This window comes from uncultured Kordia sp. (assembly GCF_947496985.1).
Taxonomy (GTDB): domain Bacteria; phylum Bacteroidota; class Bacteroidia; order Flavobacteriales; family Flavobacteriaceae; genus Kordia.
The window spans coordinates 342,283-363,730 of sequence record NZ_CANMEZ010000001.1 but is presented as its reverse complement, the minus strand read 5'-3'; the positions used below and the strand labels follow the sequence as shown (position 1 = coordinate 363,730).

Sequence of the window (21,448 nt, the reverse complement as noted above, 5' to 3'; positions counted from 1 at the left end):
GAAAAAATTATGTGCGGAATCGTAGGTTATATAGGTCATAGAGAAGCGTATCCTGTAGTGTTAAAAGGACTAAAAAGACTTGAATACAGAGGGTATGATAGTGCAGGTGTTGCTATTTATGATGGTAAAAACATTAAACTATCTAAAACAAAAGGAAAAGTTGTTGACTTAGAAGCTCGTGTAAAAAAGGAGATTTCTGAAGACGGAACATTGGCTATCGGACATACACGTTGGGCAACTCATGGAGAGCCTAATGATGTAAATTCGCATCCACACTATTCTAATTCTGGCGAATTGGTAATCATTCATAATGGAATCATTGAAAACTATGATCCATTAAGACAAGAATTAATCAAAAGAGGTTACAAATTTCATTCGGATACAGATACAGAAGTATTGGTAAATCTAATTGAAGATGTAAAGAAGAACGAAGGTGTAAAACTTGGGAAAGCAGTTCAAGTTGCTTTAAATCAAGTGGTAGGGGCATATGCGATTGCAGTGTTTGATAAAAACAAACCAGACGAAATTGTTGTAGCGCGTTTGGGAAGTCCATTAGTAATTGGAGTTGGAGAAGAAGAATTCTTTATTGCATCTGATGCGTCTCCATTTATTGAATATACAAACAATGCTATTTATCTTGAAGATGAAGAAATGGCAATTGTACGTAGAGGTAAAAAAGTAAAAGTTCGTAAAATTAAAGATGATTCTTTAGTTGATCCTTACGTTCAGGAATTACAATTAAACTTAGAGCAGATTGAAAAAGGTGGTTACGATCACTTTATGTTGAAAGAAATATATGAGCAGCCAAGAGCAATTTTGGACACGTTCAGAGGAAGAATGTTGGCAAATGAAGGCATCATTCGTATGGCTGGAATTGACGATCATATCGAAAAATTCTTAAATGCAAATAGAATTTTAATAGTTGCTTGTGGAACGTCATGGCATGCAGGTTTAGTAGCTGAATATGTGTTTGAAAACTTAACAAGAACTCCTGTTGAGGTAGAATATGCATCTGAATTCAGATATAGAAACCCTGTTATTACTGAAAATGATGTTGTGATTGCAATTTCTCAATCTGGAGAAACAGCAGATACTATGGCGGCTATTAAACTAGCAAAAAGTAAAGGAGCATTTGTATTTGGAGTATGTAATGTAGTAGGTTCTTCTATTTCAAGAGAAACACATGCTGGAGCGTATACACATGCCGGTCCAGAAATTGGAGTTGCTTCAACAAAAGCTTTTACAACACAAATCACAGTATTAACGTTGATTGCTTTAAAAATAGCGAAGAAAAAAGGAACGATTTCTACATCAGAATTCCATTCGTATCTGTCGGAAATGGATGCAATTCCTGCTAAAGTTGAAAAAACATTAACGTCTGATAATCATGTAAAAACGATAGCAAACATATATAAAGATGCCACAAACTTCTTATACTTAGGAAGAGGTTATAACTTCCCGGTAGCATTAGAAGGTGCATTAAAATTAAAAGAGATTTCATATATCCATGCAGAAGGATATCCTGCTGCAGAAATGAAGCATGGGCCTATTGCATTAATTGATGAGCAAATGCCAGTAGTGGTAATTGCGACACGTAAAGGTCACTATGACAAAGTGGTAAGTAATATTCAGGAAATTAAATCTAGAAAAGGAAAAATTATAGCAGTAGTTATGCAGGGCGATAAAGCAATTAAGAAAATTGCAGATTACGTAATTGAAATTCCTGAAACTTTAGAATTGCTAACTCCTTTATTAACAACAATTCCATTGCAATTATTATCATATTACATAGCAGTAATGCGTGATTGTAATGTAGATCAACCGAGAAATTTAGCAAAATCGGTAACGGTAGAATAACTTTAAAATATTAACACTTTCTTTAGGAATATCCTAAAAAAGTGTATATTGTTCTCATAATAACTAAACCAAAAAGACTTATGAGAGCATATCTATCAATCTTAGCTATGTTGGTTTGTGTAAGCGTATTTGCACAAACCAATGTTAGCGGAAAAGTACTCAGTGATGGTCTTCCTATTCCTGGCGCTAATGTAGTCGTCGAAGGAACTTCTACAGGAACTGTTACTGATTTCGATGGTAAATTTAAATTAAAAGTAAACCAGCCATTGCCTTTTACACTGAAGGTTAGTAGTGTAGGTTTTGATTCTGCTACAGTAACAATTACAAAAGACAATCAAGAGGTAACAATTGAATTAAAACAAGGAACTGAGTTAGATGAAATTGTATTATCTGCTTCAAGAACCCCAGAAAGAATTCGTGAATCTCCTGTGACTGTAGAAAGAATGGATGCAAGAGCTATAAAAAATTCTTCTGCTCCAAGTTATTATGATGCACTAGAAAACTTAAAAGGTGTAGATGTTAATACAAACAGTTTAACATTCAAATCTGTAAATACTAGAGGTTTTGCTACGTTTGCTAATACTCGATTTATGCAATTGGTAGACGGAATGGACAACTCTTCTCCAGCCTTAAACTTTGCTTTAGGAAATTTACTGGGAATGTCTGAGTTAGATGTGCAAACCGTAGAATTACTTCCAGGAGCTTCTTCGGCACTATACGGAGCAAATGCTTTTAATGGTATTATGTTTATGCGAAGCAAAGATCCATTTGAAAAACAAGGAATTAGTTTTTATGCAAAAACAGGAATGACTTCTTCTGAAAATGCTGGAGATAATAACTTCATTGATTTTGGAATAAGAGGAGCGCATGCATTTAGTGATAAATTAGCGATAAAGGCTTCGTTTTCTTTCCTGAATGGTACAGAGTGGTTTGCAACAGATTACACAAACTATGACGCTGCTACAGGCGATGCAATAGCTGGAAACAGACAAACAGATACAAACTATAATGGATTAAATATTTATGGAGATGAGGTTTCAACAACATTAAATTTTGATGCATTATCTGGTGCGCCAGCAGGAACTTTTGGTTCTGCAGACGTTTCAAGAACAGGATATGAAGAGCGTGATTTAATGGATTATGATGCGGAAAGTGTTAAAATGGATTTAGCATTGCATTACAAACCTTGGGCAAATGACTTCACAATTATATGGAATTCTAAAATTGGTAGAGGAAACACTATCTATCAAGGAGCAAATAGATATTCTATAAAAGATTTCTTCATGCAACAGCATAAATTAGAGATCCGTAACAAAAACTTCTTTATTAGAGGATATGTAACAGCAGAAAAAGCAGGTAACTCTTATGATACTCGTTTTGCAGCTATCAACGTAAATAGAAGATGGAAATCAGACCAACAATGGTTTACACAGTATGCTACAGGATATCTAGGAGCAATTACGGGAGCAATTCCAGGAGTAACGCCAGGAAATCCTGATATTGCACATGCATTTGCAAGAGGATTAGCGGATACAGGTCGTCTTCAACCAGGAACTCCAGGATTCCGTTCAGCATTAAACTCAGTAACTGCTGATGGGGATTTATTAACAGGAGCAAAGTTTATTGATAATACAAAACTATATCATTCCGATGTAAATTATAACTTTTCACACTTAATCGACTTTGCAGATATTCAAGTAGGTGGATCGTACCGTGAATATGTATTAAACTCTGAAGGAACCATCTTTACAGATTACGATGGGCCAATTAGATACGATGAATATGGTGCATATGTACAGGTTCAGAAAAAATTTATGGAAGATAAAATGAAATTCACAGGATCTATTCGTTATGACAAAGCGCAAAACTTTGATGGAAACGTTTCGCCAAGATTATCATTAGTATTCTCTCCAGATGAAGCAAAAAAACACAACTTTAGAGCTTCTTTTCAAACAGGATTCCGTAATCCTACAACGCAAGATCAATATATTGGTTTAGATGTTGGAAACGCAATTTTGGTAGGTTCGGCACCAGACAATTTAGATCGTTATACAACACGACCAATTACAAATAATTTCCCAGCAGGGTTAGAAGCATTCGGATTAGACAGAACGGTAACACTTTCTGGAAACGATGCGTACAATAATTCATATACATTATCATCATTTCAAGCATTTGGAGCAAGTGCAGCAGCAGGAGCGCCAAATCCAGCATTATTACAACGAGCTAATGTAGAATTTGTAAAGCCAGAACAAGTATCTGCTTTTGAAGTTGGATATCGTGGAATTGTGTTTGACAACATTTCTGTAGATGTAAGTGCATACTACAATGCATACAAAGATTTCATTGCTAACAGAACCGTAATTGTTCCAAACTATGGTAATGTAGATTTGTCTGACATTACAGATTTAACACCAGTTGGAGGAGCACCTACACCAAATGCATTAATTGCAGCAAGTAATGGTGATTTTACACCTTTCCAATTATACTCTAACTCTAATGCAGATATCAATTCTTATGGTGCAGCTATAGGAGTAAGCACGAAAGTATTAGGAGATTATGATTTCAGTGTAAATTATACCTATGCAAAACTTGATTTTGATCAAGCAAGCGATCCAGATTTTGAAACGAATTTTAATACACCAGAACATAAAGTAAAAGCTTCTTTTGGAAACAGAAATATTTTCAAAAACGTTGGATTCAATGTGAACTGGAGGTGGAATGATTCATTCTTATGGGAATCAACATTTGCAGACGGAATGGTAACTGCACGTTCATTAGTAGATGTTCAAGTAAACTACCGTTACAAAAAATCAACGTTCAAATTAGGAGCAGCTAACATTTTAGGACACGAATATGTAAGTGCGCCAGGAGTTGGAACCATCGGTTCTCAATACTATATTTCTTGGGTAATTAACTAAATAAAATATTTTATATAAACTAAAACGGGCTACCAATTTGGTAGCCCGTTTTTTTATGAATAAAGCATATTGAATTGTCTTAGCATATTGCTGATGGACAGTTACAAAATGAATAATCTGATGGACGTGAAAAACAATGAGGTTTTACTAATATAGATGGACATTCAAAAACATTAGTAATATTAGTTCCTCCGATGATTTCATTATTATCAAAAGATGAAATTGAATTTTTGTTAAGCTTTAATGATTTAAGATTTCTTTTTTTCATAATTAAATAATTTTAAGATTAATACTATGCAAAACAAGAAATAGATTTTCTACTTAAAGGAAAATCTGATAATGATTTGCTTATTTAATAGAAGTTTGTTTATTGAGTTTAGCTCAATTTTACAAATACTTATAATTAGTTTGGTGGTAATGTGCAAATACGTGGATCACTTTCTCTGATGAAACAAATTGGTTTTACAATAGCAGAAGGACATACAAAAATGTTTGTAACATTTGTTCCACCAACTAATCCGTTATTGTCAAAGTTTGAAATTGATTTTTTGTTAAGCTTTAATGATTTAAGATTTCTTTTTTTCATAATATAAATTGTAAAATTTAACTTTAAAAGTGAACATTTAAAGACACTCACTCATGTGTCAATTCTTCGCGAAAGAATATTGTTTTGAAAATATTGCTGTGTAGTGGTTGGCAATACTTTGTTTGGTTTTAATGTAGGGAAGGGGATATAATAGAATTGTTCGGTTTCTGTATTGAAATAATGTAGAGGAATACTTTTTTTAATTAAATAGAAAAGAAAGAAAAACGTATTAAAATTTGTAATATGTGTGTTTCTATTTTTCGATATAAAGCAAAAGATCCCCATATCTTATAGTTCAAAAAAAATGGATTTGTTACCCAGTTTTTTTGAACTATTTTTTAAAATCTTGTATTTTTTTTACAAAAATCTGATTGTTAGCAGTTTGTGTAAATAAATTTTTACTGTTTTCTTTTAAAAATAAATATAAAAAGGAGTGTAAAAAGTAAAATACCTATAATCCAATTTGTGTAATTGAATGTGGTAAATGAAATGGCTTCTGTGTTTCCTAGTATATAAAAACTTCCCCAATAAAAAGGAGCTGCATTAAAAGTATCTGCTTTTAGTAGAAAATCAATTTTTGCTTGTTGTAATGCTTTATGCTTTGGTAATCCGGCTTTGATGTGTTTGTAGAAATAACGCATAAAATCAGGTGTTGTCTTATCTGATATTTCCCATCTACTCAATAGCAAACTTTTTGCGCCTGCATATTGAAAAGCATTTCCTAAACTTTGAATACCTTCGGCTTTATTAATCTGGCCGTTTCCAGTATTACAGGCACTCAAAACAACTAAACTTGCTGGAATATGTAAATTGTACAGCTCGTGTCCAAACAATTTATCATCTTCGTTTGTGCTTCCTTCCGAGAAGTAAATCTTTAAATTATTAGAGTTTTGATTGTCAATATCTCCATGAAGTGCCAAATGTATAATTTTGAATTTATCAGCTTGTTTTTTAAAATTGGTTTCATTAGCATTATTTCCATAAAAGTAAGAACCTTCCAAAATCTTAGAAATTTCTTTGATTTCCTTTCGTGTGCCAGGTAAATCAATATTCGCATTTCGTAAATCTGACAATCTCATTACTTCTTTATCTTCTTGAATACTATCTTTGCTAGTGTATGAAAATGCAATACAATCATTTTGTAACGTAGTTGAGGTTTTCTTTTCAGTTTCTTCAAATAACAAACTTGCAGAATTCGCGTAGCTGATTGCATAATCATATAATAAATAGGCTGGTTTTTCCTTATTTTCTGAATCTTTAGTTAGTAATAAATCAAATTGTAAATGCCAAAGCGATTCATCAGGAATAATAATTAATTCGTTCCCTACAAAATGCTTTTCAATTGGTGTAACTAGCTGTTTATATAAATACAATGCATTTTGTGTAAACTTTTCTTGGTCTTTGGAAACAATTGCAGTATTAAATTTTTCAATTTTTGCATCTAAACTGTCAATCTTTAATTCTTTCACATGAAATGCGTTTTTAGAAATAATAAAAGTATATAGGAGGTTTTTACTTTTAAAAAATTCTAAAAGAGTAGTGTTGTCGTTTAACTTTTTTTGAAGTGTTTCAAGTTGAATTATGCTGTCTTTATATTTCAATGCATAGTATTTTGGAAACTCAACTTCAATTGCTTTTTCAAGCGAATCTTTTCGTTTTGAAACGTCGAAAAAATCACCTTCTAAAGCATATAATTTTATGGAATCTGTTTCCTTTTGAGTAGCTTCTATTAAAATTTTAGATTGTAAAGCAGCAAGTTTATCATTGATAGATTTTTCCAATGTTAGAATTGCTGGATGGAGATTGGAGTTCCGTTTTGCTTCAGCATTTTTCAATAATTCTCGAAGTACATGTGCTTTGCTTTTTTCGGAACTGTAAAACGAATGTTCTAAAGAAACAGAAGTGTTTTCTAACGCTAAAAGCATTTCTGTAGTTTGTATATTTTTAGCATATATTGTTTTTACAATCTCAGAAAACACAATCTTATCTTGACGATTTTGTTTCGATTTTCGAACCAAATTGATATATGAAATGGCTTCCTTGTATAGCGTATTGCTTTCAATTAAATATGCTGGTTTTTCAGTTTGTTCAAAAAGTAATAGTAAAATATCAGCCTTTGTTTTTGCGGTTTCAAATGGCAAATCGCTGTCTACATAACTCGTGGTTAAAAAACGATTGTCTTCATTAAATTTAGGAAGTCGGTTATTTACAATTGCTTTCTCGTTAAACAACAATGCATTTTCAAAATCCTTCATTTTTGTATATACTTTAGCAATGTTGATATACGTGCGAATCGTACTTGTATTTTGTAATCCGTTAATTTTATGTCGAATTGCTAGTGACTTTTTGAAGAACTTTATCGCTTCTTCATACTTGCCAATTTTCTGATAAAGATTTGCGTGATATTCATATTGATAAGATAAAATTACATAATTCACTTTTGGCGCACTCAAGCATATTTGTAGTGCTTTTTCTAGGTATGGAATACCTCTTTCATCCTCATAAATATTACCAAGTTGACTATATGGAAAATACATTTTAGGATGATTAACGCCGTAAAACTTAGTTCCTAATTCTAATGTTTTGTGTGTGTGAAATAAAGCTTTTTCCTTATTGCCTTTTTTATTATACACAGTGCCAATATTAAAATGAATACGCACTTGTTCATCATGATTGTCTATGCCATGATTTTGAATACTAACACTGAGTGCTTTGTTGTAATATTCAAGACTTTCATTAAACTCTTCTTTAATGGAGTAAATCAAACCTAAATCATTATAAACTTTTCCGAAATATGGATGATCGTTTTTGTAGGTTTTTTGTGCTAAATCATTTGTTTTTTGAAAAAAGGAAAACGCTTTGTCAATCCGTCCTAAGTCGTATTGTAAATATCCTTTAGATTCGTATATATCAGCATGCAAAATATTCTTTTGTGGAGTTTCCTCTAATCCAATAGCTAAAGCCTTATCAAATTGCTGAGAAGCTTCTTGTAATTTTCTGTTTTTGTGAAAAGCAACACCAACATTAAAATACGAACGTGCTAATTGAAGTTTATCATCTTTAAAGTAATCCAAGCGAATCTGTAACGCCTCTCTGTGATTCTTAAGAGTTTCTTCGGTATTATTCATTTTCCCTTGAACAATAGCTAAATTGTCCAATGCATTTGCTCTAGATTGTTTGCCTAGCGCTTTATCTTTTTCACTGAAAAAAAAGGCTTCTTTTGCGTATTGAAATGCCTCTTCAAGTTGAGAATTATAATTACATACTTTCGAAAGTCCATTATAAGAAGCTGCTATATATGTATAGTTATTAGCGCTTTTTGATAATTTTAGTGCTTCTTGAAACGTTAAAGTAGCTTCATTATACTTTCCGTAAAATAACAATTGTTCGCCTTTTGCTAAATAGCCTTTTATGGTTGTATCTTTTTCTTGTGCATAAACCGATGTAAGCGTTCCCAATAATAAGAATGCGTAAACAAAATAAATAATCTTCTTCATCTATTTTTTTAATTTAATTTCTTGATCAGGTTCAGAAGGTATTACTAAGTATAATGCTGCTTTTTCATGGTTTTGTTGTGATAAATAAATTAAACCTTTATACCAATTAGCAACATCGGGAGAATATGTTTGTAGGCTGTCTAAGGTAGAAAATGTAGTCTCTATTCTTTGTAATTTGTAATTTGCGAGCGCACGCATGAGTAAAACATCTTTATATTGATTGCTGGAAATAGGATACTTTTCAAGAACAATCAAGGTGCTGTCGTATTTTTTATGAGTGTAAAAATGTAATGCTTTTTCCAAAGACATTTTAATAGAATCGGAAGAATTACTGCGCAGTGTAAAATCTAATCCAACTTGTTTATTCCATGCTTTTGTTGTTAAAGAAGCATAATCTATTTTTTCATCTTTAGAGAAATACCAAAATATTGAGAAGAAAATCACAAACAATGCGGCAATTTTAAGGATGAATCGCAATTTGAAAATATGACTAGGTTTTTGAGTTGTAACTTCTCTATTTTTATAGAGTGTAATAGCTGCCGAAATAGTTTTTTTCAATTGCTTAGTTTCGGCACTTCCAAGCACTTTTTTATAAGCTTGTACTCTTTTGTGCGTGTCATTTGTGGCAAAACTCCAATAGGTGTCACCCAAAGTATGTAGCAATTGTTCTTCTAATCGAACTTGCTCTTTAAAAGAAGCATCTGATTCCATTCTTGCCAAAAAAGAAGTGTGTTCTTCATCAGAAAGTGTATTTCGTAAAAACTGCTCAATCAATATATCATCTTCCATCTTTACAAATCTTTTAAATTAGTATAGCGACTATCTTTCTTAATTAGTGTTGTCAATCGTTTTTTACACTTAAAAATACGTTGTCTCACGACATTTTCAGAAGTATACCCAAATTTTTCCATGATAACAGTATAGGCTGTCTTTGCAAAAAAGAGTTTTAATATGTGTTTACAATTGTCAGAAAGCGAAGCTAGTTTTTCAGTAAACAATTCATAACGTTCCTGCTCAACAATTGAAAAAGCGGTATTTGTATCTTCGCTAACGTTTTTAATAATATCAAGGTTATTAGTTGTAAGCTTTGATGTATTGAGTTCACGTCTCCATAAATTTTTGCACACCATAAAAAAATAACTTTCAAAAGTAGCGTTAATCTCAAAAGCTTCTTTTCTATAACGTACAATAAGCTGTAACAAGGCTTTCTGAAAAATGTCGTCCGCATCACCTGTTCGCCCATTATTATGCAAGACAAATTGTTCTATTTTTGGGAAAACTTCTTGATATAACAAAATAATATCTTCTTGTTTTCCTTCTGAAAGTTTTTTAAAAAAAGAGTTTGATTGGTTAGTCATCTGTAACTAAACTTTTTTCATTTTTAAATCTGTAATTATTATATCTATTATATTCATAGGTAATAGGGGAAGTAAACTATATGAAATAGCATATCTTTCCTGTTGAAATAATAAAATAGAATATTAGGATTTTAGGTTGTACTTGAATTTAGGTGTGTGAAATATAGAAATAAATTTGGATATGTAGCCAAATTGGACTTCAAATAAAAATCATTTTTTCTATTTCCTTTAACTTATTGAAGTCAATAAAAACACACATAAATAAAGGTTTTTTTATAATTCTGAAAAAACATAGTCAAAAGACTACTTATTTTAATTAATAAAATATATCTTTGCACCGCGAAAAAAGGTCATGTTTTAGCATAAAAGATGAAATCCATTTTTCAGTATTTAATAACCTAAACATTAAACACTTAAGTAATGTCAAAAGTTACAGGTAAAGTTGCACAAATTATAGGTCCTGTTGTTGATGTAGAATTCAGCGCTGGGAACGAACTTCCAAAAATTTACGATTCATTAGAAATTGCGAATGCTGATGGTACAAAATTAGTACTTGAAGTACAGTCTCACGTTGGTGAAAACACTGTTCGTACAATCTCTATGGATTCTACAGATGGTCTAAGTAGAGGTACAGACGTACTAACTACTGGTGACTCAATAAAAATGCCTATTGGCGATGATGTGTATGGACGATTATTTAACGTTATCGGAGATGCAATCGATGGATTAGGAGAATTACCAAAAGATGGTGGGAATGGATTATCTATCCACAGAGAAGCACCAAAATTCGAAGACTTATCAACTTCTACAGAAGTTTTATTTACTGGTATTAAAGTAATTGATTTAATTGAACCATACGCAAAAGGTGGTAAAATTGGATTATTTGGTGGTGCCGGAGTAGGTAAAACAGTTTTGATTCAGGAGTTAATTAATAATATTGCAAAAGGTCACGGTGGACTTTCAGTATTCGCAGGAGTAGGAGAAAGAACTCGTGAAGGAAATGACCTTTTACGTGAGATGTTAGAATCAGGAATTATCAAGTATGGTGATGATTTTATGAACTCAATGGAAGAAGGTGGATGGGATTTATCTAAAGTAGATAAAGAAGCAATGAAAGAGTCGAAAGCAACTTTCGTTTTTGGACAAATGAACGAACCACCTGGAGCACGTGCGCGTGTTGCCTTATCAGGATTAACAATTGCAGAATATTTCCGTGATGGAGCTGGAGACGGACAAGGGAAAGACGTACTTTTCTTCGTAGATAACATCTTCCGTTTTACACAAGCAGGTTCTGAGGTATCAGCACTTCTTGGACGTATGCCATCAGCGGTAGGATACCAACCAACATTAGCAACAGAAATGGGTGCGATGCAGGAACGTATTACTTCAACTAAAAAAGGATCTATTACATCTGTACAGGCGGTTTACGTACCTGCGGATGATTTAACGGATCCTGCACCAGCAACAACGTTTGCTCACTTGGATGCAACAACAGTATTATCTCGTAAAATTGCTGAACTTGGTATTTACCCAGCGGTAGATCCATTAGATTCTACATCAAGAATTTTAACAGCAGATATTTTAGGAAATGAGCACTATGATTGTGCACAAAGAGTAAAAGAGTTATTGCAACGTTACAAAGAATTACAAGATATTATTGCAATTCTAGGTATGGAAGAATTATCTGAAGAAGATAAAATGGCAGTAGGACGTGCACGTCGTGTACAACGTTTCTTATCTCAGCCTTTCCACGTAGCAGAGCAATTTACAGGAATTCCAGGAGTATTAGTAGATATCAAAGAAACGATCAAAGGATTCAACATGATTATGGATGGAGAATTAGATCACTTACCAGAAGCTGCTTTTAACTTAAAAGGAACAATTGAAGAAGCAATTGAAGCTGGAGAGAAAATGAAAGCTGAAGCTTAATAAGTACAGAGAAATGAATGCTTAGTGGTGACAAATAAACTTGCTAAAAACTCATAACTCAATACTCATAACTCAATACTAGAAGAATATGTATTTAGAAATAGTATCACCAGAAGCGACTTTATTTAGTTCAGAAGTAGATTCTGTAGCGGTTCCAGGAATTAATGGAGAATTTCAAATGTTAAATGGTCACGCGCCAATTGTATCTCTATTAAAAGAAGGAATTGTTAAAATTCATACACATACGCAAAGTCATTTAGAATTAGATGATTTACATGGACGTGTAGTTCCTCATAATGATGATGATAAAATCTTAACGGTAAGTATCAACTCTGGAACTATTGAAATGAAAGATAACAAAGTAATTGTACTTGCAGATTAAGTATAATTTCAAATCTTAACATATACAAAAGCATCAAACTGTAAAGTTTGGTGCTTTTTTTATACTATAAAAAGTATCTTTATATATGAAACGAACATTAATAAATTTTAGACATTTTTTATAAAAGGATATGTTTGAATTTTTTAATGTGAGAGCGTAGCGGTTGCACACGTTCTCAATTTTATAATTAACATAAAATCAAATAATTACTAAAATTTAAACGTGTGAAAAAATGGTTAAAACGAATTGGATTCACGATTCTAGGTGTATTGCTAGTGATAATTTGTTGCAATACATATGTAGAAATGAGTACAAAAGGTAAAACATTCAATACAACTACTGATATTCCTGAGAATAAAGTAGGTTTGCTATTAGGAACAGGAAAGTATTTAATGAACGGAAACGTGAATCTATTTTATAAATACAGAATTAATGCAGCTGTCAAACTTTACAAGGCAAAAAAGATTCGTTATATATTGGTAAGTGGCGATAATGGAAGTGAAAATTATGATGAGCCTACAACTTTTAAAGAAGATTTAATAGGAGCAGGAATTCCTGAATCGCGGATCATTCTAGACTATGCTGGATTTCGAACCTTAGATTCTGTTGTTAGAAGTAAAGAAATATTTCAACAAGAAAGTATAACTATTATTTCACAACAATTTCACAATGAGCGCGCCATCGCAATCGCGAAAGCCAAAGGAGTCAACGCGGTTGGTTTCAATGCAAAAAATGTTGGCGGACGTAATGGATTCAAAGTAAAAGTGAGAGAAATGTTAGCACGCGTTGCGATGTGTTTGGATTTGATAACAGGGAAACAGCCTAAATTTTTAGGCGATACAATTACAATTCCGAAATAGTTCCATATCCACGTCAAAACGTAAACACTTTCCGTAGATAATCAGTATTTTTGCTACATGAAAGATGAAGTCATCATATCACAAGGAAATAGACCATTTTGGCATAACATTATTGCTGCATTTCTATATACGGTTGCAGTTGCGTGTATCTTACTTTTTTTTTATGGGTTAGAATTTTCTTTTGAAAGACAATATGTAGAAAGAGAAATGGGATACATAAAGGTAGCAGGACTTGCATTGGCAGGTGCTTTTTACTATTCTGTAATCCAAACCGATTATTTCGATTTTAAAAAAAACGTGTACAAACATGAACGCGCATTTTTATGGTTCAAACTAGGAAAATGGAATCCGTTGCCAGAACTTCAATACATTTCGGTATTTCAAAAAGAAGAAGGCATCTTTGAAATTAACTTATGGTATATCGGAAACAAGCATTTCAATATATATAGTATGTATGACGAAGCAGCAGCAATGGAAACTGGGAAACAATTGGCGAAATCTTTACAAATAGACTTACTAGACGCTACAATTGCAAACGATTCAAAATGGGTTGAACTATGAAAGCGCCTCAGAAAATGCAAGCTAAAATACAGGAACGTATCCAATATGGAGCGTTGCGTACACTTTCTATTCAAAAACAAACAATTGACTTTTCATCGAATGATTACTTAGGTTTTGCAAAATCTGAAACTATCTTTAATAAAGCACATCAATTTTTAATAGATAGAAATTTAAAACAAAATGGTGCAACAGGTTCACGTTTGCTTTCTGGAAATTCTGAATTGTATGAAGAAGTAGAAACGCAAATAAGCGCATTTCACAATGGTGAAGCCGCACTACTATTCAATTCGGGATACGATGCCAATATTGGCTTCTTTTCATCTGTTCCACAGCGTGGAGATATTATTTTATATGATGAGTACATTCACGCGTCCATTCGTGATGGAATTGGAATGAGTAATGCTAAATCATTTAAGTTCAAGCATAATGATTTAGAAGATCTTGCAAAAAAAGTCATTAACATTTCTCAAAAACTAGATACATCAAATCAAGAAGTATACATTGTGACGGAATCTGTATTTTCCATGGATGGAGATTCGCCAAACTTACTTAAATTGGTGCAATTTTGTAATAAAAATAATTGTCATTTGGTTGTAGATGAAGCGCATGCCTTAGGTGTTTTTGGAAATCAAGGAGAAGGATTATTACAAGAATTAGGTTTAGAAAAAAAAGTTTTTGCCAGAATTTATACATTTGGAAAAGCATTAGGTTGTCATGGTGCTGTAGTTATAGGAAGTAAAGAATTAAAAACATACTTAACCAACTTTGCCAGAAGTTTTATTTACACCACAGGATTGTCGCCTCATGCCATCGCAACCATAAAAGTTGCATATGATCAATTATCAAAAACGAGCGCGATTCAACAGTTAAAAAAACGAATTGTCACCTTTAGAGAAATGACAACGTCATTACCGTTTATTGTTAGTGAATCGGCAATTCATTGTTATATCATAGCTGGAAATGAAAAAGTGAAAAAAGTAGCAAATACATTACAATCGAAAGATTTTGATGTGAAACCAATTATGTCACCAACGGTTTCCAAAGGACAAGAACGCTTACGATTTTGCTTACATGCATACAATTCAACAGAAGAAATCAAAAAAATGATTCACATACTCACAAATTTAGAAGACAAATAATCTTATGAAGAACGATTTTTACACAATAGCAGCTTTTGACTATACGGCGGAAGCACAAGTGATGAAAGGAAAATTTGAATCGCAAGGGATTGAAGTATTTCTAAAAGATGAACACACATTGGATGCTGACCCGTTAATAAGTCATGCTATTGGAGGTGTAAAATTGCAAGTGCATATAAATGACAAAGAAGCCGCAATGGAGTTGTATAATGAACTTCGTGAGTATGAAGTTGATAGAAGAGGAAGCAGAATTATGTGTCCAAACTGTCAAAAAAATAGAATTTTAATTGCGCCACCGCGAAAAAAATTACTCTATCTATTATTTCCATTTTTTGAACCAACACGATATTTGTGTGATGATTGTGGAGAAATTTTCAATAAGAAATAAGCATAAAAATGCAGAAAAAAATATTTGTCACAGGAATATCTACAGAAGTAGGAAAAACAGTTGCTTCAGCAATTTTAGTAGAAGCCTTAGAAGCTGATTACTGGAAACCAATTCAAGCAGGTGATTTAGAGAATTCGGATAGTCATAAAATAGAACGATATATTTCAAACAGCACAACTACAATTCATAAAAATAGTTATGCGCTCAACACACCAATGAGTCCACACGCTTCTGCTGAAATTGACAATATGACAATCGATTTAAACGAAATAAAAGAACCAATTACAGAAAATCACTTGGTAATTGAAGGAGCTGGCGGAATTTTAGTGCCTTTAAATGATCAACACACAATTTTAGATGTTATCAAGCCTGAATATCATGTAATTGTGGTTTCACGACATTATCTGGGAAGTATTAATCATACGTTGATGACAGTTAATTTGTTAAAAGAAAAAGGGTTTCAAGTGTCTATAATTTTTAGTGGAAACGAACATTCAACAACGGAAGCAATCATTAAAAAAATGACAAATGTTCCTGTAATTGGACGCATAGAAGAAGAACCGTATTTTGATCAAAATGTAATTCGTGAATACGCAGAATTATTCAAATCAACGTTATGATGAGTTTACAAGAAAGAGATAAAAAACACCTTTGGCATCCGCTAACACAACACAAGTCACATCCAAACCATATTGCGATTACCAAAGCAAAAGGAGCAGTTTTGTATGATGAAAATGGAAATGAATATATTGACGGAATAGCTTCTTGGTATACCTGTGTTTACGGACATTGTAACTCGTATATAATTGATAAAGTACGCCAGCAAATGGAAACCCTAGATCATGTAGTTTTTACAGGGTTTACACATAAACCAGCGGTAGAACTTTCAGAAAAACTGATTGAAATTCTTCCAGAAAATCAAGAAAAGCTATTCTTTTCAGACAATGGTTCCACGGCAATTGATGTCGGAATTAAAATGGCGTTGCAATATCATTTCAATCAAAATGAAAAACGTACAAAAATCATAGCGTTGGAAAATGGTTTTCATGGTGATACCTTTGGAGCAATGTCTGTTTCTGGATTATCTGTGTATAATGGACCATTTGAAGAATTCTTTATTGATGTAGCTCGAATTCCTGTTCCGAATGCTGAAAATATAGAGGAAGTAAAAGCACTCTTTACAAAGCTCATTACTGAACACAAAGTTGCCGGTTTTGTATATGAACCTCTAGTCCAAGGCGCGGCGGCAATGCAAATGCATGAAGCAACGCATATAAATGAAATTCTGAAAATTGCTCAAGAAAATAATGTAGTGACCATTGCGGATGAAGTGATGACGGGTTTTGGGAAAACAGGAAAAAACTTTGCTTCAGAATACATAGAAACCAAACCAGATATCATTTGTCTTTCCAAAGCATTATCTGCAGGAATGGTTCCGATGGCGATTACCAGTTGTAGTCAAAAAATATACGATGCTTTTTATGCAGATGATATGAAAAAAGGCTTCTTTCATGGACATACCTATTCGGGTAATCCTGTTGCTTGTACTGCCGCTATAGCGGGAATTGACTTGTTATTATCTGAAGAGATTCAAAACAGTTTAAAACGTATTGAAGTATCTCATAAAGCTTTTGATGTGATCATAAAAAATCATCCGAAAGTTGGAAATACACGTCAGCAAGGGCAAATTTATGCGTTAGATTTAAACATAGAAATGGAACGTTATGGAAACTTACGTGATAAATTGTTCAATTCATTTATGAGTAAAGGTGTTTGTTTGCGCCCGTTAGGAAATACGATCTATATTTTAGCGCCATACGTTACTACAGATGAACAATTACAAAAAATATATCAAGCTATTCTAGAAACATTGGACATGTTATAATGTTCAATGTTTAAGATTCAAAAGTTTACTCCAATTCTTGTAATAAATTCAATGAATCTTTACTGGCGGTAAAATACACTTTCATTGTGCTATAACTCCATATTTTGTTACTTTTTGTACCAATAACATGTAGCATAGCTTCGCCTTTTGGACCTTTAAGAGGAACGCGAATATTGGCATCTCCTTCAGTTTCTGAAACAGAAATATTTCCTTGAATCAGTGCAGATTGTTCAATAGGTTCTCCTAATTGTTCAATAACATAACTATTATTTGTCGCTTTTTCAAACGCATCAACATACGGAGTTGATCCTTTCAACATTGCAGTCACCGTAAAAAACATGGTTGCAATAAAAACAATAAATAATACAACAATTGTTAGGCATCCTGTAGGTATAAACCAGTTCTTATTTCGTTGCCACCAACTTTGTTTTGGTTGTTCTAGTGTATTATCATACTTCATATTACTCTTTTATAAGATTCTATAGATACGTTGTAAAATACACAAAAAGTTACAAACTCAATCATAAATAGGATACAATCGATTTTTATAAAAACAACCTAGATTTTTATGAAAATGGTTAATAATGGTTTGTAAAGTGTTGATTTTCAGAATATTTTTGAGTCGAATTATTAATCATAAAATTATTAATCATGAAAAAAAGAAGTTTAAAAAATTTACAATTAAACAAAAACCTTATTTCTAATTTAGAAAGCGCAAAAGGAGGATTCATCTCTGTGATATTATGTCCAGTAGAACCAACGAAGGAACACAGACTTTGTGAAAATTCATATGCGGGTAATACGGATATTCCAAACCCATGTCCATCAAGATATCCTTGTGTATAATAATTAATAAAAGCTCTTGAGTTATTCTCAAGAGCTTTTTATCTTTTAAAAAAATGACTACTTATTAATAGCAACTTTCATTATTGGCGCTAATCAATCTTGGGTCTTCTATTAGAATTGGTTGTTCTGTTGGTTCGTGAAAGGCGCTAGACTTCATGTCATCATCTGTACCACCAAGAATTCTATATGTAGAAATAGTGATTTTTTTTAGTGCTAACTTTTTGTGAATTTTGTTTTTCATACTACAAGTTTTAGAGTAATTAATAAAAGTGAAATAAATCAATTTCGATTATGAATCCCAATATTTAGTATCGATTTTTATAAAAAACGCATGCTTAAAATTCATAGTAAATACATATGATAAAAGAAGTTTAGAGGCTTTTTTATCAATAAAATTTAATTTCGAAATGATAATAGAAAAGTGAACAATATTATTCGCTTTTGTTGTTGCTAATTAAATGCAAGTTTGGAAGTTTCCACTAATTAATTGTGGGTCATCGTCTTCAGTCAATGGATGTAATATAGGAGCTTCTGTTGGTTCATGAAACGCGCTTGATGGAGGTGGAATTGTGTCAGTATCAATAGAACCTCCATAAATGTGATACGCGGCAATGGTAATTTTGCTTAGACTTAGTTTTTTGTGAATTGTACGTTTCATAATATTCGTTTTAAAGTTAATTAATAGTCCTAAGGACGTTAATTATCATATGTAATCCCAACAATGATTATCGATTTTTATAAAAACAAGGTAGATTTTCATGAAAGAGAGGAATGACTACTTGTGAAACGATAAAACTCAATATAATTTTGACTCAAATTATTAACTCTAAAATATTTATAATCATGAAAAAACAAAATCTTAAACACTTAGCATTAAACAAGAAATCTGTTTCTAACTTACAAACAAACGAAGTAAAAGGTGGTTTTGAAAGAGCTACAAAAACATTTATCAACGGTTTTTGTGCATGTCCAGCTCCATCAAGAGGAGATACGGCAAGCTGGTGTATTTGTTTATAATACAAATTGAGTAAACTCAATAAAAAAACCAGCAATATTCCTATTGCTGGTTTTTAATTTTTTAAATAGTTGTGTTAGTAACTATGCGCAAACATCAGCATCTCTACTTAGATATAATGAATCTATAGAATTAATTTCTGTAGGATCGTGATAAGCGCTAGAAAATGTTGGTGGATCTGTAATATCATCTTGATCATCAATTGGAGTACCTATTGCTCCATATATTTTATACGTAGAAATTGTCACTTTTTTCAAGGTCAGTTTTTTAGAAATGTTACTTTTCATGATGCTTTTTTTAGATTAATTTCTTGACGAAGTAACCTATTAATTTCATCGTTTCCCAAAACTAATAACCGATTTTTATAAAAATAGAATGTAAGTAAAAAGGTGTAACTTACATATTTTCAAGGTTTTTTATGTAAAAAGAAGGATTGAAACCTGTTCGTTTTTTAAATGCTTTTGAAAACGACTCAGACTTCTTAAAACCTATTTCTTCTGCAATAGATTGAATTGTATAAGAACGTAGTTTCTTATCATTTTTCAAAGCACTTAGCACATATGTAATGCGCATATCTGTGATATATTCTGAAAAAGATTTCTCTTTATATTGATTGATCACCTTTGATAAATAACTTGAATTGGTGTTGCACTTTTTAGCTAAAGTTGTGAGATTGTATTTCTTATCTAAGAAAAATAATTTTGCTTCAAGCGCTGTTAAATTATCCAAAATTTTTGAAGCTTTTTCATCAGATAACACATATCCTGTTGAAACGGTTTCAATAGTTTTAATCTCTTTGGTTGTTAAATCTTGAATAAGTGTATGAAACTTTTTTAACTTCTGTTTTTGTGTATTTCTATAACGTACAAAGAAAATAATTGCAATGAATGCTAATAACAAAGTCACCACAATTGTTTGAATAAAATACTTTTTAAATAAATTGGAATTAGCCTTAGCTTCATTAGCGCGATGTTCTACATTTTTTAAATCGTATCCTTTAAATATAGTTTGATATAGCTCAAAACGTTTATCTGCATTCAAGTTTTTTCGTTCAATATATTGATCATATACTTCTGCGGCAGTTTCATGATTGCCAAGTTTTACATGTGTTTTTGCTAAAAATTGATAAGTTTCATCTAAGTCAATAAATTTTAAATCTTTAGCTTTAATAATGCTATCTGTTTTATTAAAATTTTGGAGTGCTTCGTCATATTTTTTTAAACCAAACAAACATTTTCCTTTATCGAGTAATAAAAAGGGCATAATCAAATGTAGCCCAGAATTTTTTGTGGAAATTTCAAGTGCTTCATCTAATTTTGAAATGGCTTCGTTGTATTTTTTCTCTGCGGTATATACATTTCCTTTTCCTCCAATAGCAGTACATTTTCCTGAAAGATAATTGGCAGTTTCACTTACCAAAAGACTCTTCGAATACAATTCAATGGCTTTAGAATACATAGCTTCTTCGGTATACCATTTTGCAGTACTGTTCAACATCTTAACAAATCGAACCTTCAAAAAACGTGAATCAGGTTTTAGCATTAACAATGAATCATACGCATGAGTAATTCGTTCAAATTCGGCAAGTGTTTCTTTGGTATTTCTACCTTTTGCTTTTATGGTGGCAATATCAAACTGAAGCGGTAATCGGTTTTCAAAGGAACTCTTGGTAAGCATAATATCATCAGCTTTTAAATAATAATGTAGTGCATCCGTATAATTTGATTGTATAAAATAAGTAGCGCCTTTTGCATGAAAAAGCGAACCTAATAGTGAATCTTTTTTACTCTGTTTTGCTAATAAAATAGCATTGTCAATAGCGGAATGTGCTTTTATATATGCTCTAGATTTCCTGTGAATACGATATTTAAAATAATAAGATTTAACAATATAATGTGTGTCTTTCTCTTTAATTGCCTTTTCTAGGAAAGCAGCAATATAGGTTTCAATATTCTGTAAAGAATAAACATGTTCTTTCAAGTAATTGTGTTGTTCTAAAAGATTTTTTTCTTTAAAAATGGTAAGCGAATCCTGATTCATGGTAGAAACTGAAATAGGAATCAGCATAAATATCATAACAAACATTAAAAATCGAACATTCATAGCAATGGAAAATTAAGCGAATTTAAAAATACTAGAAAAATATAAAACGAATAGTATAACTTTTTGTAACAAATAAAAATGATTCCAAACATAGTTATAAACTGCAATATAAATGTTAGTA

General features: G+C 32.0%; 21 protein-coding genes. 12 read left to right on the top strand and 9 right to left on the bottom strand.

Annotated elements, in window-relative coordinates; genetic code table 11:
* Positions 1-9 precede the first annotated feature (9 nt).
* Both glmS and Q0828_RS01815 read left to right on the top strand, forming a co-directional pair.
* Positions 10-1,857 carry a glutamine--fructose-6-phosphate transaminase (isomerizing) gene (gene glmS, locus Q0828_RS01820; protein WP_298417196.1) on the top strand — a complete coding sequence of 616 codons (1,848 nt, stop codon included), beginning with the start codon at positions 10-12 and terminating at the stop codon, positions 1,855-1,857.
* Positions 1,858-1,937: 80 nt separating this feature from the next.
* A complete protein-coding gene (locus Q0828_RS01815) occupies positions 1,938-4,778 on the top strand; it encodes a TonB-dependent receptor (protein ID WP_298417194.1) in 2,841 nt (946 codons plus the stop codon).
* A gap of 403 nt (positions 4,779-5,181) precedes the next feature.
* Here the strand turns inward: Q0828_RS01815 and Q0828_RS01810 are convergent, their stop codons facing one another.
* From Q0828_RS01810 to Q0828_RS01795, 4 genes are all read right to left on the bottom strand, one after another.
* A complete protein-coding gene (locus Q0828_RS01810) occupies positions 5,182-5,364 on the bottom strand; it encodes a hypothetical protein (RefSeq protein WP_298417192.1) in 183 nt (60 codons plus the stop codon).
* A 398-nt stretch (positions 5,365-5,762) separates the two neighbouring features.
* Positions 5,763-8,861, bottom strand: coding sequence for a CHAT domain-containing tetratricopeptide repeat protein (locus tag Q0828_RS01805; protein WP_298417191.1), 3,099 nt, complete (start codon positions 8,859-8,861; stop codon positions 5,763-5,765).
* The gene (locus Q0828_RS01800) at positions 8,862-9,650 is read right to left on the bottom strand and encodes a hypothetical protein (RefSeq protein ID WP_298417190.1); all 789 of its coding nucleotides are present in this window, start codon (positions 9,648-9,650) and stop codon (positions 8,862-8,864) included.
* A 2-nt stretch (positions 9,651-9,652) separates the two neighbouring features.
* Positions 9,653-10,219 carry a sigma-70 family RNA polymerase sigma factor gene (locus Q0828_RS01795; RefSeq protein ID WP_298417189.1) on the bottom strand — a complete coding sequence of 189 codons (567 nt, stop codon included), beginning with the start codon at positions 10,217-10,219 and terminating at the stop codon, positions 9,653-9,655.
* A 420-nt stretch (positions 10,220-10,639) separates the two neighbouring features.
* Between Q0828_RS01795 and atpD the strand changes: the two genes are divergently transcribed.
* The 8 genes from atpD (at position 10,640) to bioA (ending at position 17,363) form a co-directional block, all read left to right on the top strand.
* Complete coding sequence (gene atpD / locus Q0828_RS01790; protein WP_298417188.1) at positions 10,640-12,148, top strand: F0F1 ATP synthase subunit beta; 1,509 nt, start codon at positions 10,640-10,642, stop codon at positions 12,146-12,148.
* An 88-nt stretch (positions 12,149-12,236) separates the two neighbouring features.
* The gene (locus tag Q0828_RS01785; RefSeq protein ID WP_298417187.1) at positions 12,237-12,530 is read left to right on the top strand and encodes a F0F1 ATP synthase subunit epsilon; all 294 of its coding nucleotides are present in this window, start codon (positions 12,237-12,239) and stop codon (positions 12,528-12,530) included.
* 224 nt (positions 12,531-12,754) lie between these two features.
* On the top strand, positions 12,755-13,390 hold the full coding sequence (locus tag Q0828_RS01780) for an ElyC/SanA/YdcF family protein (protein WP_298417185.1): 636 nt from the start codon (positions 12,755-12,757) through the stop codon (positions 13,388-13,390).
* 57 nt (positions 13,391-13,447) lie between these two features.
* Positions 13,448-13,951 carry a hypothetical protein gene (locus Q0828_RS01775; protein ID WP_298417183.1) on the top strand — a complete coding sequence of 168 codons (504 nt, stop codon included), beginning with the start codon at positions 13,448-13,450 and terminating at the stop codon, positions 13,949-13,951.
* Positions 13,948-15,090, top strand: coding sequence for a pyridoxal phosphate-dependent aminotransferase family protein (locus Q0828_RS01770; RefSeq protein WP_298417181.1), 1,143 nt, complete (start codon positions 13,948-13,950; stop codon positions 15,088-15,090). The genes Q0828_RS01775 and Q0828_RS01770 overlap by 4 nt, the downstream gene beginning before the upstream one ends.
* Before the next feature lie 4 nt (positions 15,091-15,094).
* Entirely contained in the window at positions 15,095-15,478 is a 384-nt protein-coding gene (locus Q0828_RS01765; protein WP_298417180.1) for a DUF2007 domain-containing protein, read from the top strand.
* Between the two features lie 8 nt (positions 15,479-15,486).
* Positions 15,487-16,098, top strand: a complete 612-nt coding sequence (gene bioD, locus Q0828_RS01760; RefSeq protein WP_298417179.1) for a dethiobiotin synthase — start codon at positions 15,487-15,489, stop codon at positions 16,096-16,098.
* On the top strand, positions 16,098-17,363 hold the full coding sequence (gene bioA, locus Q0828_RS01755) for an adenosylmethionine--8-amino-7-oxononanoate transaminase (RefSeq protein WP_298417178.1): 1,266 nt from the start codon (positions 16,098-16,100) through the stop codon (positions 17,361-17,363). The genes bioD and bioA overlap by 1 nt, the downstream gene beginning before the upstream one ends.
* A gap of 25 nt (positions 17,364-17,388) precedes the next feature.
* On the opposite strand, the gene Q0828_RS01750 is transcribed toward bioA, so the two are convergent.
* Positions 17,389-17,823: a cytochrome c oxidase assembly factor Coa1 family protein gene (locus tag Q0828_RS01750; RefSeq protein ID WP_298417177.1), complete on the bottom strand. Its 435-nt coding sequence runs from the start codon at positions 17,821-17,823 to the stop codon at positions 17,389-17,391.
* Positions 17,824-18,014: 191 nt separating this feature from the next.
* Between Q0828_RS01750 and Q0828_RS01745 the strand changes: the two genes are divergently transcribed.
* Positions 18,015-18,209, top strand: a complete 195-nt coding sequence (locus Q0828_RS01745) for a hypothetical protein (protein ID WP_298417176.1) — start codon at positions 18,015-18,017, stop codon at positions 18,207-18,209.
* Positions 18,210-18,273: 64 nt separating this feature from the next.
* On the opposite strand, the gene Q0828_RS01740 is transcribed toward Q0828_RS01745, so the two are convergent.
* Positions 18,274-18,450, bottom strand: a complete 177-nt coding sequence (locus Q0828_RS01740) for a hypothetical protein (protein WP_298417175.1) — start codon at positions 18,448-18,450, stop codon at positions 18,274-18,276.
* Positions 18,451-18,663: 213 nt separating this feature from the next.
* Positions 18,664-18,867: a hypothetical protein gene (locus tag Q0828_RS01735; RefSeq protein ID WP_298417174.1), complete on the bottom strand. Its 204-nt coding sequence runs from the start codon at positions 18,865-18,867 to the stop codon at positions 18,664-18,666.
* Positions 18,868-19,052: 185 nt separating this feature from the next.
* Between Q0828_RS01735 and Q0828_RS01730 the strand changes: the two genes are divergently transcribed.
* A complete protein-coding gene (locus tag Q0828_RS01730) occupies positions 19,053-19,226 on the top strand; it encodes a hypothetical protein (protein WP_298417172.1) in 174 nt (57 codons plus the stop codon).
* A gap of 81 nt (positions 19,227-19,307) precedes the next feature.
* Here Q0828_RS01730 and Q0828_RS01725 read toward each other — a convergent pair whose 3' ends face one another.
* Together Q0828_RS01725 and Q0828_RS01720 are read right to left on the bottom strand one after the other, a co-directional pair.
* Positions 19,308-19,511, bottom strand: coding sequence for a hypothetical protein (locus Q0828_RS01725; RefSeq protein WP_298417171.1), 204 nt, complete (start codon positions 19,509-19,511; stop codon positions 19,308-19,310).
* A 109-nt stretch (positions 19,512-19,620) separates the two neighbouring features.
* A complete protein-coding gene (locus Q0828_RS01720; RefSeq protein ID WP_298417170.1) occupies positions 19,621-21,300 on the bottom strand; it encodes a tetratricopeptide repeat protein in 1,680 nt (559 codons plus the stop codon).
* Positions 21,301-21,448 lie beyond the last annotated feature (148 nt).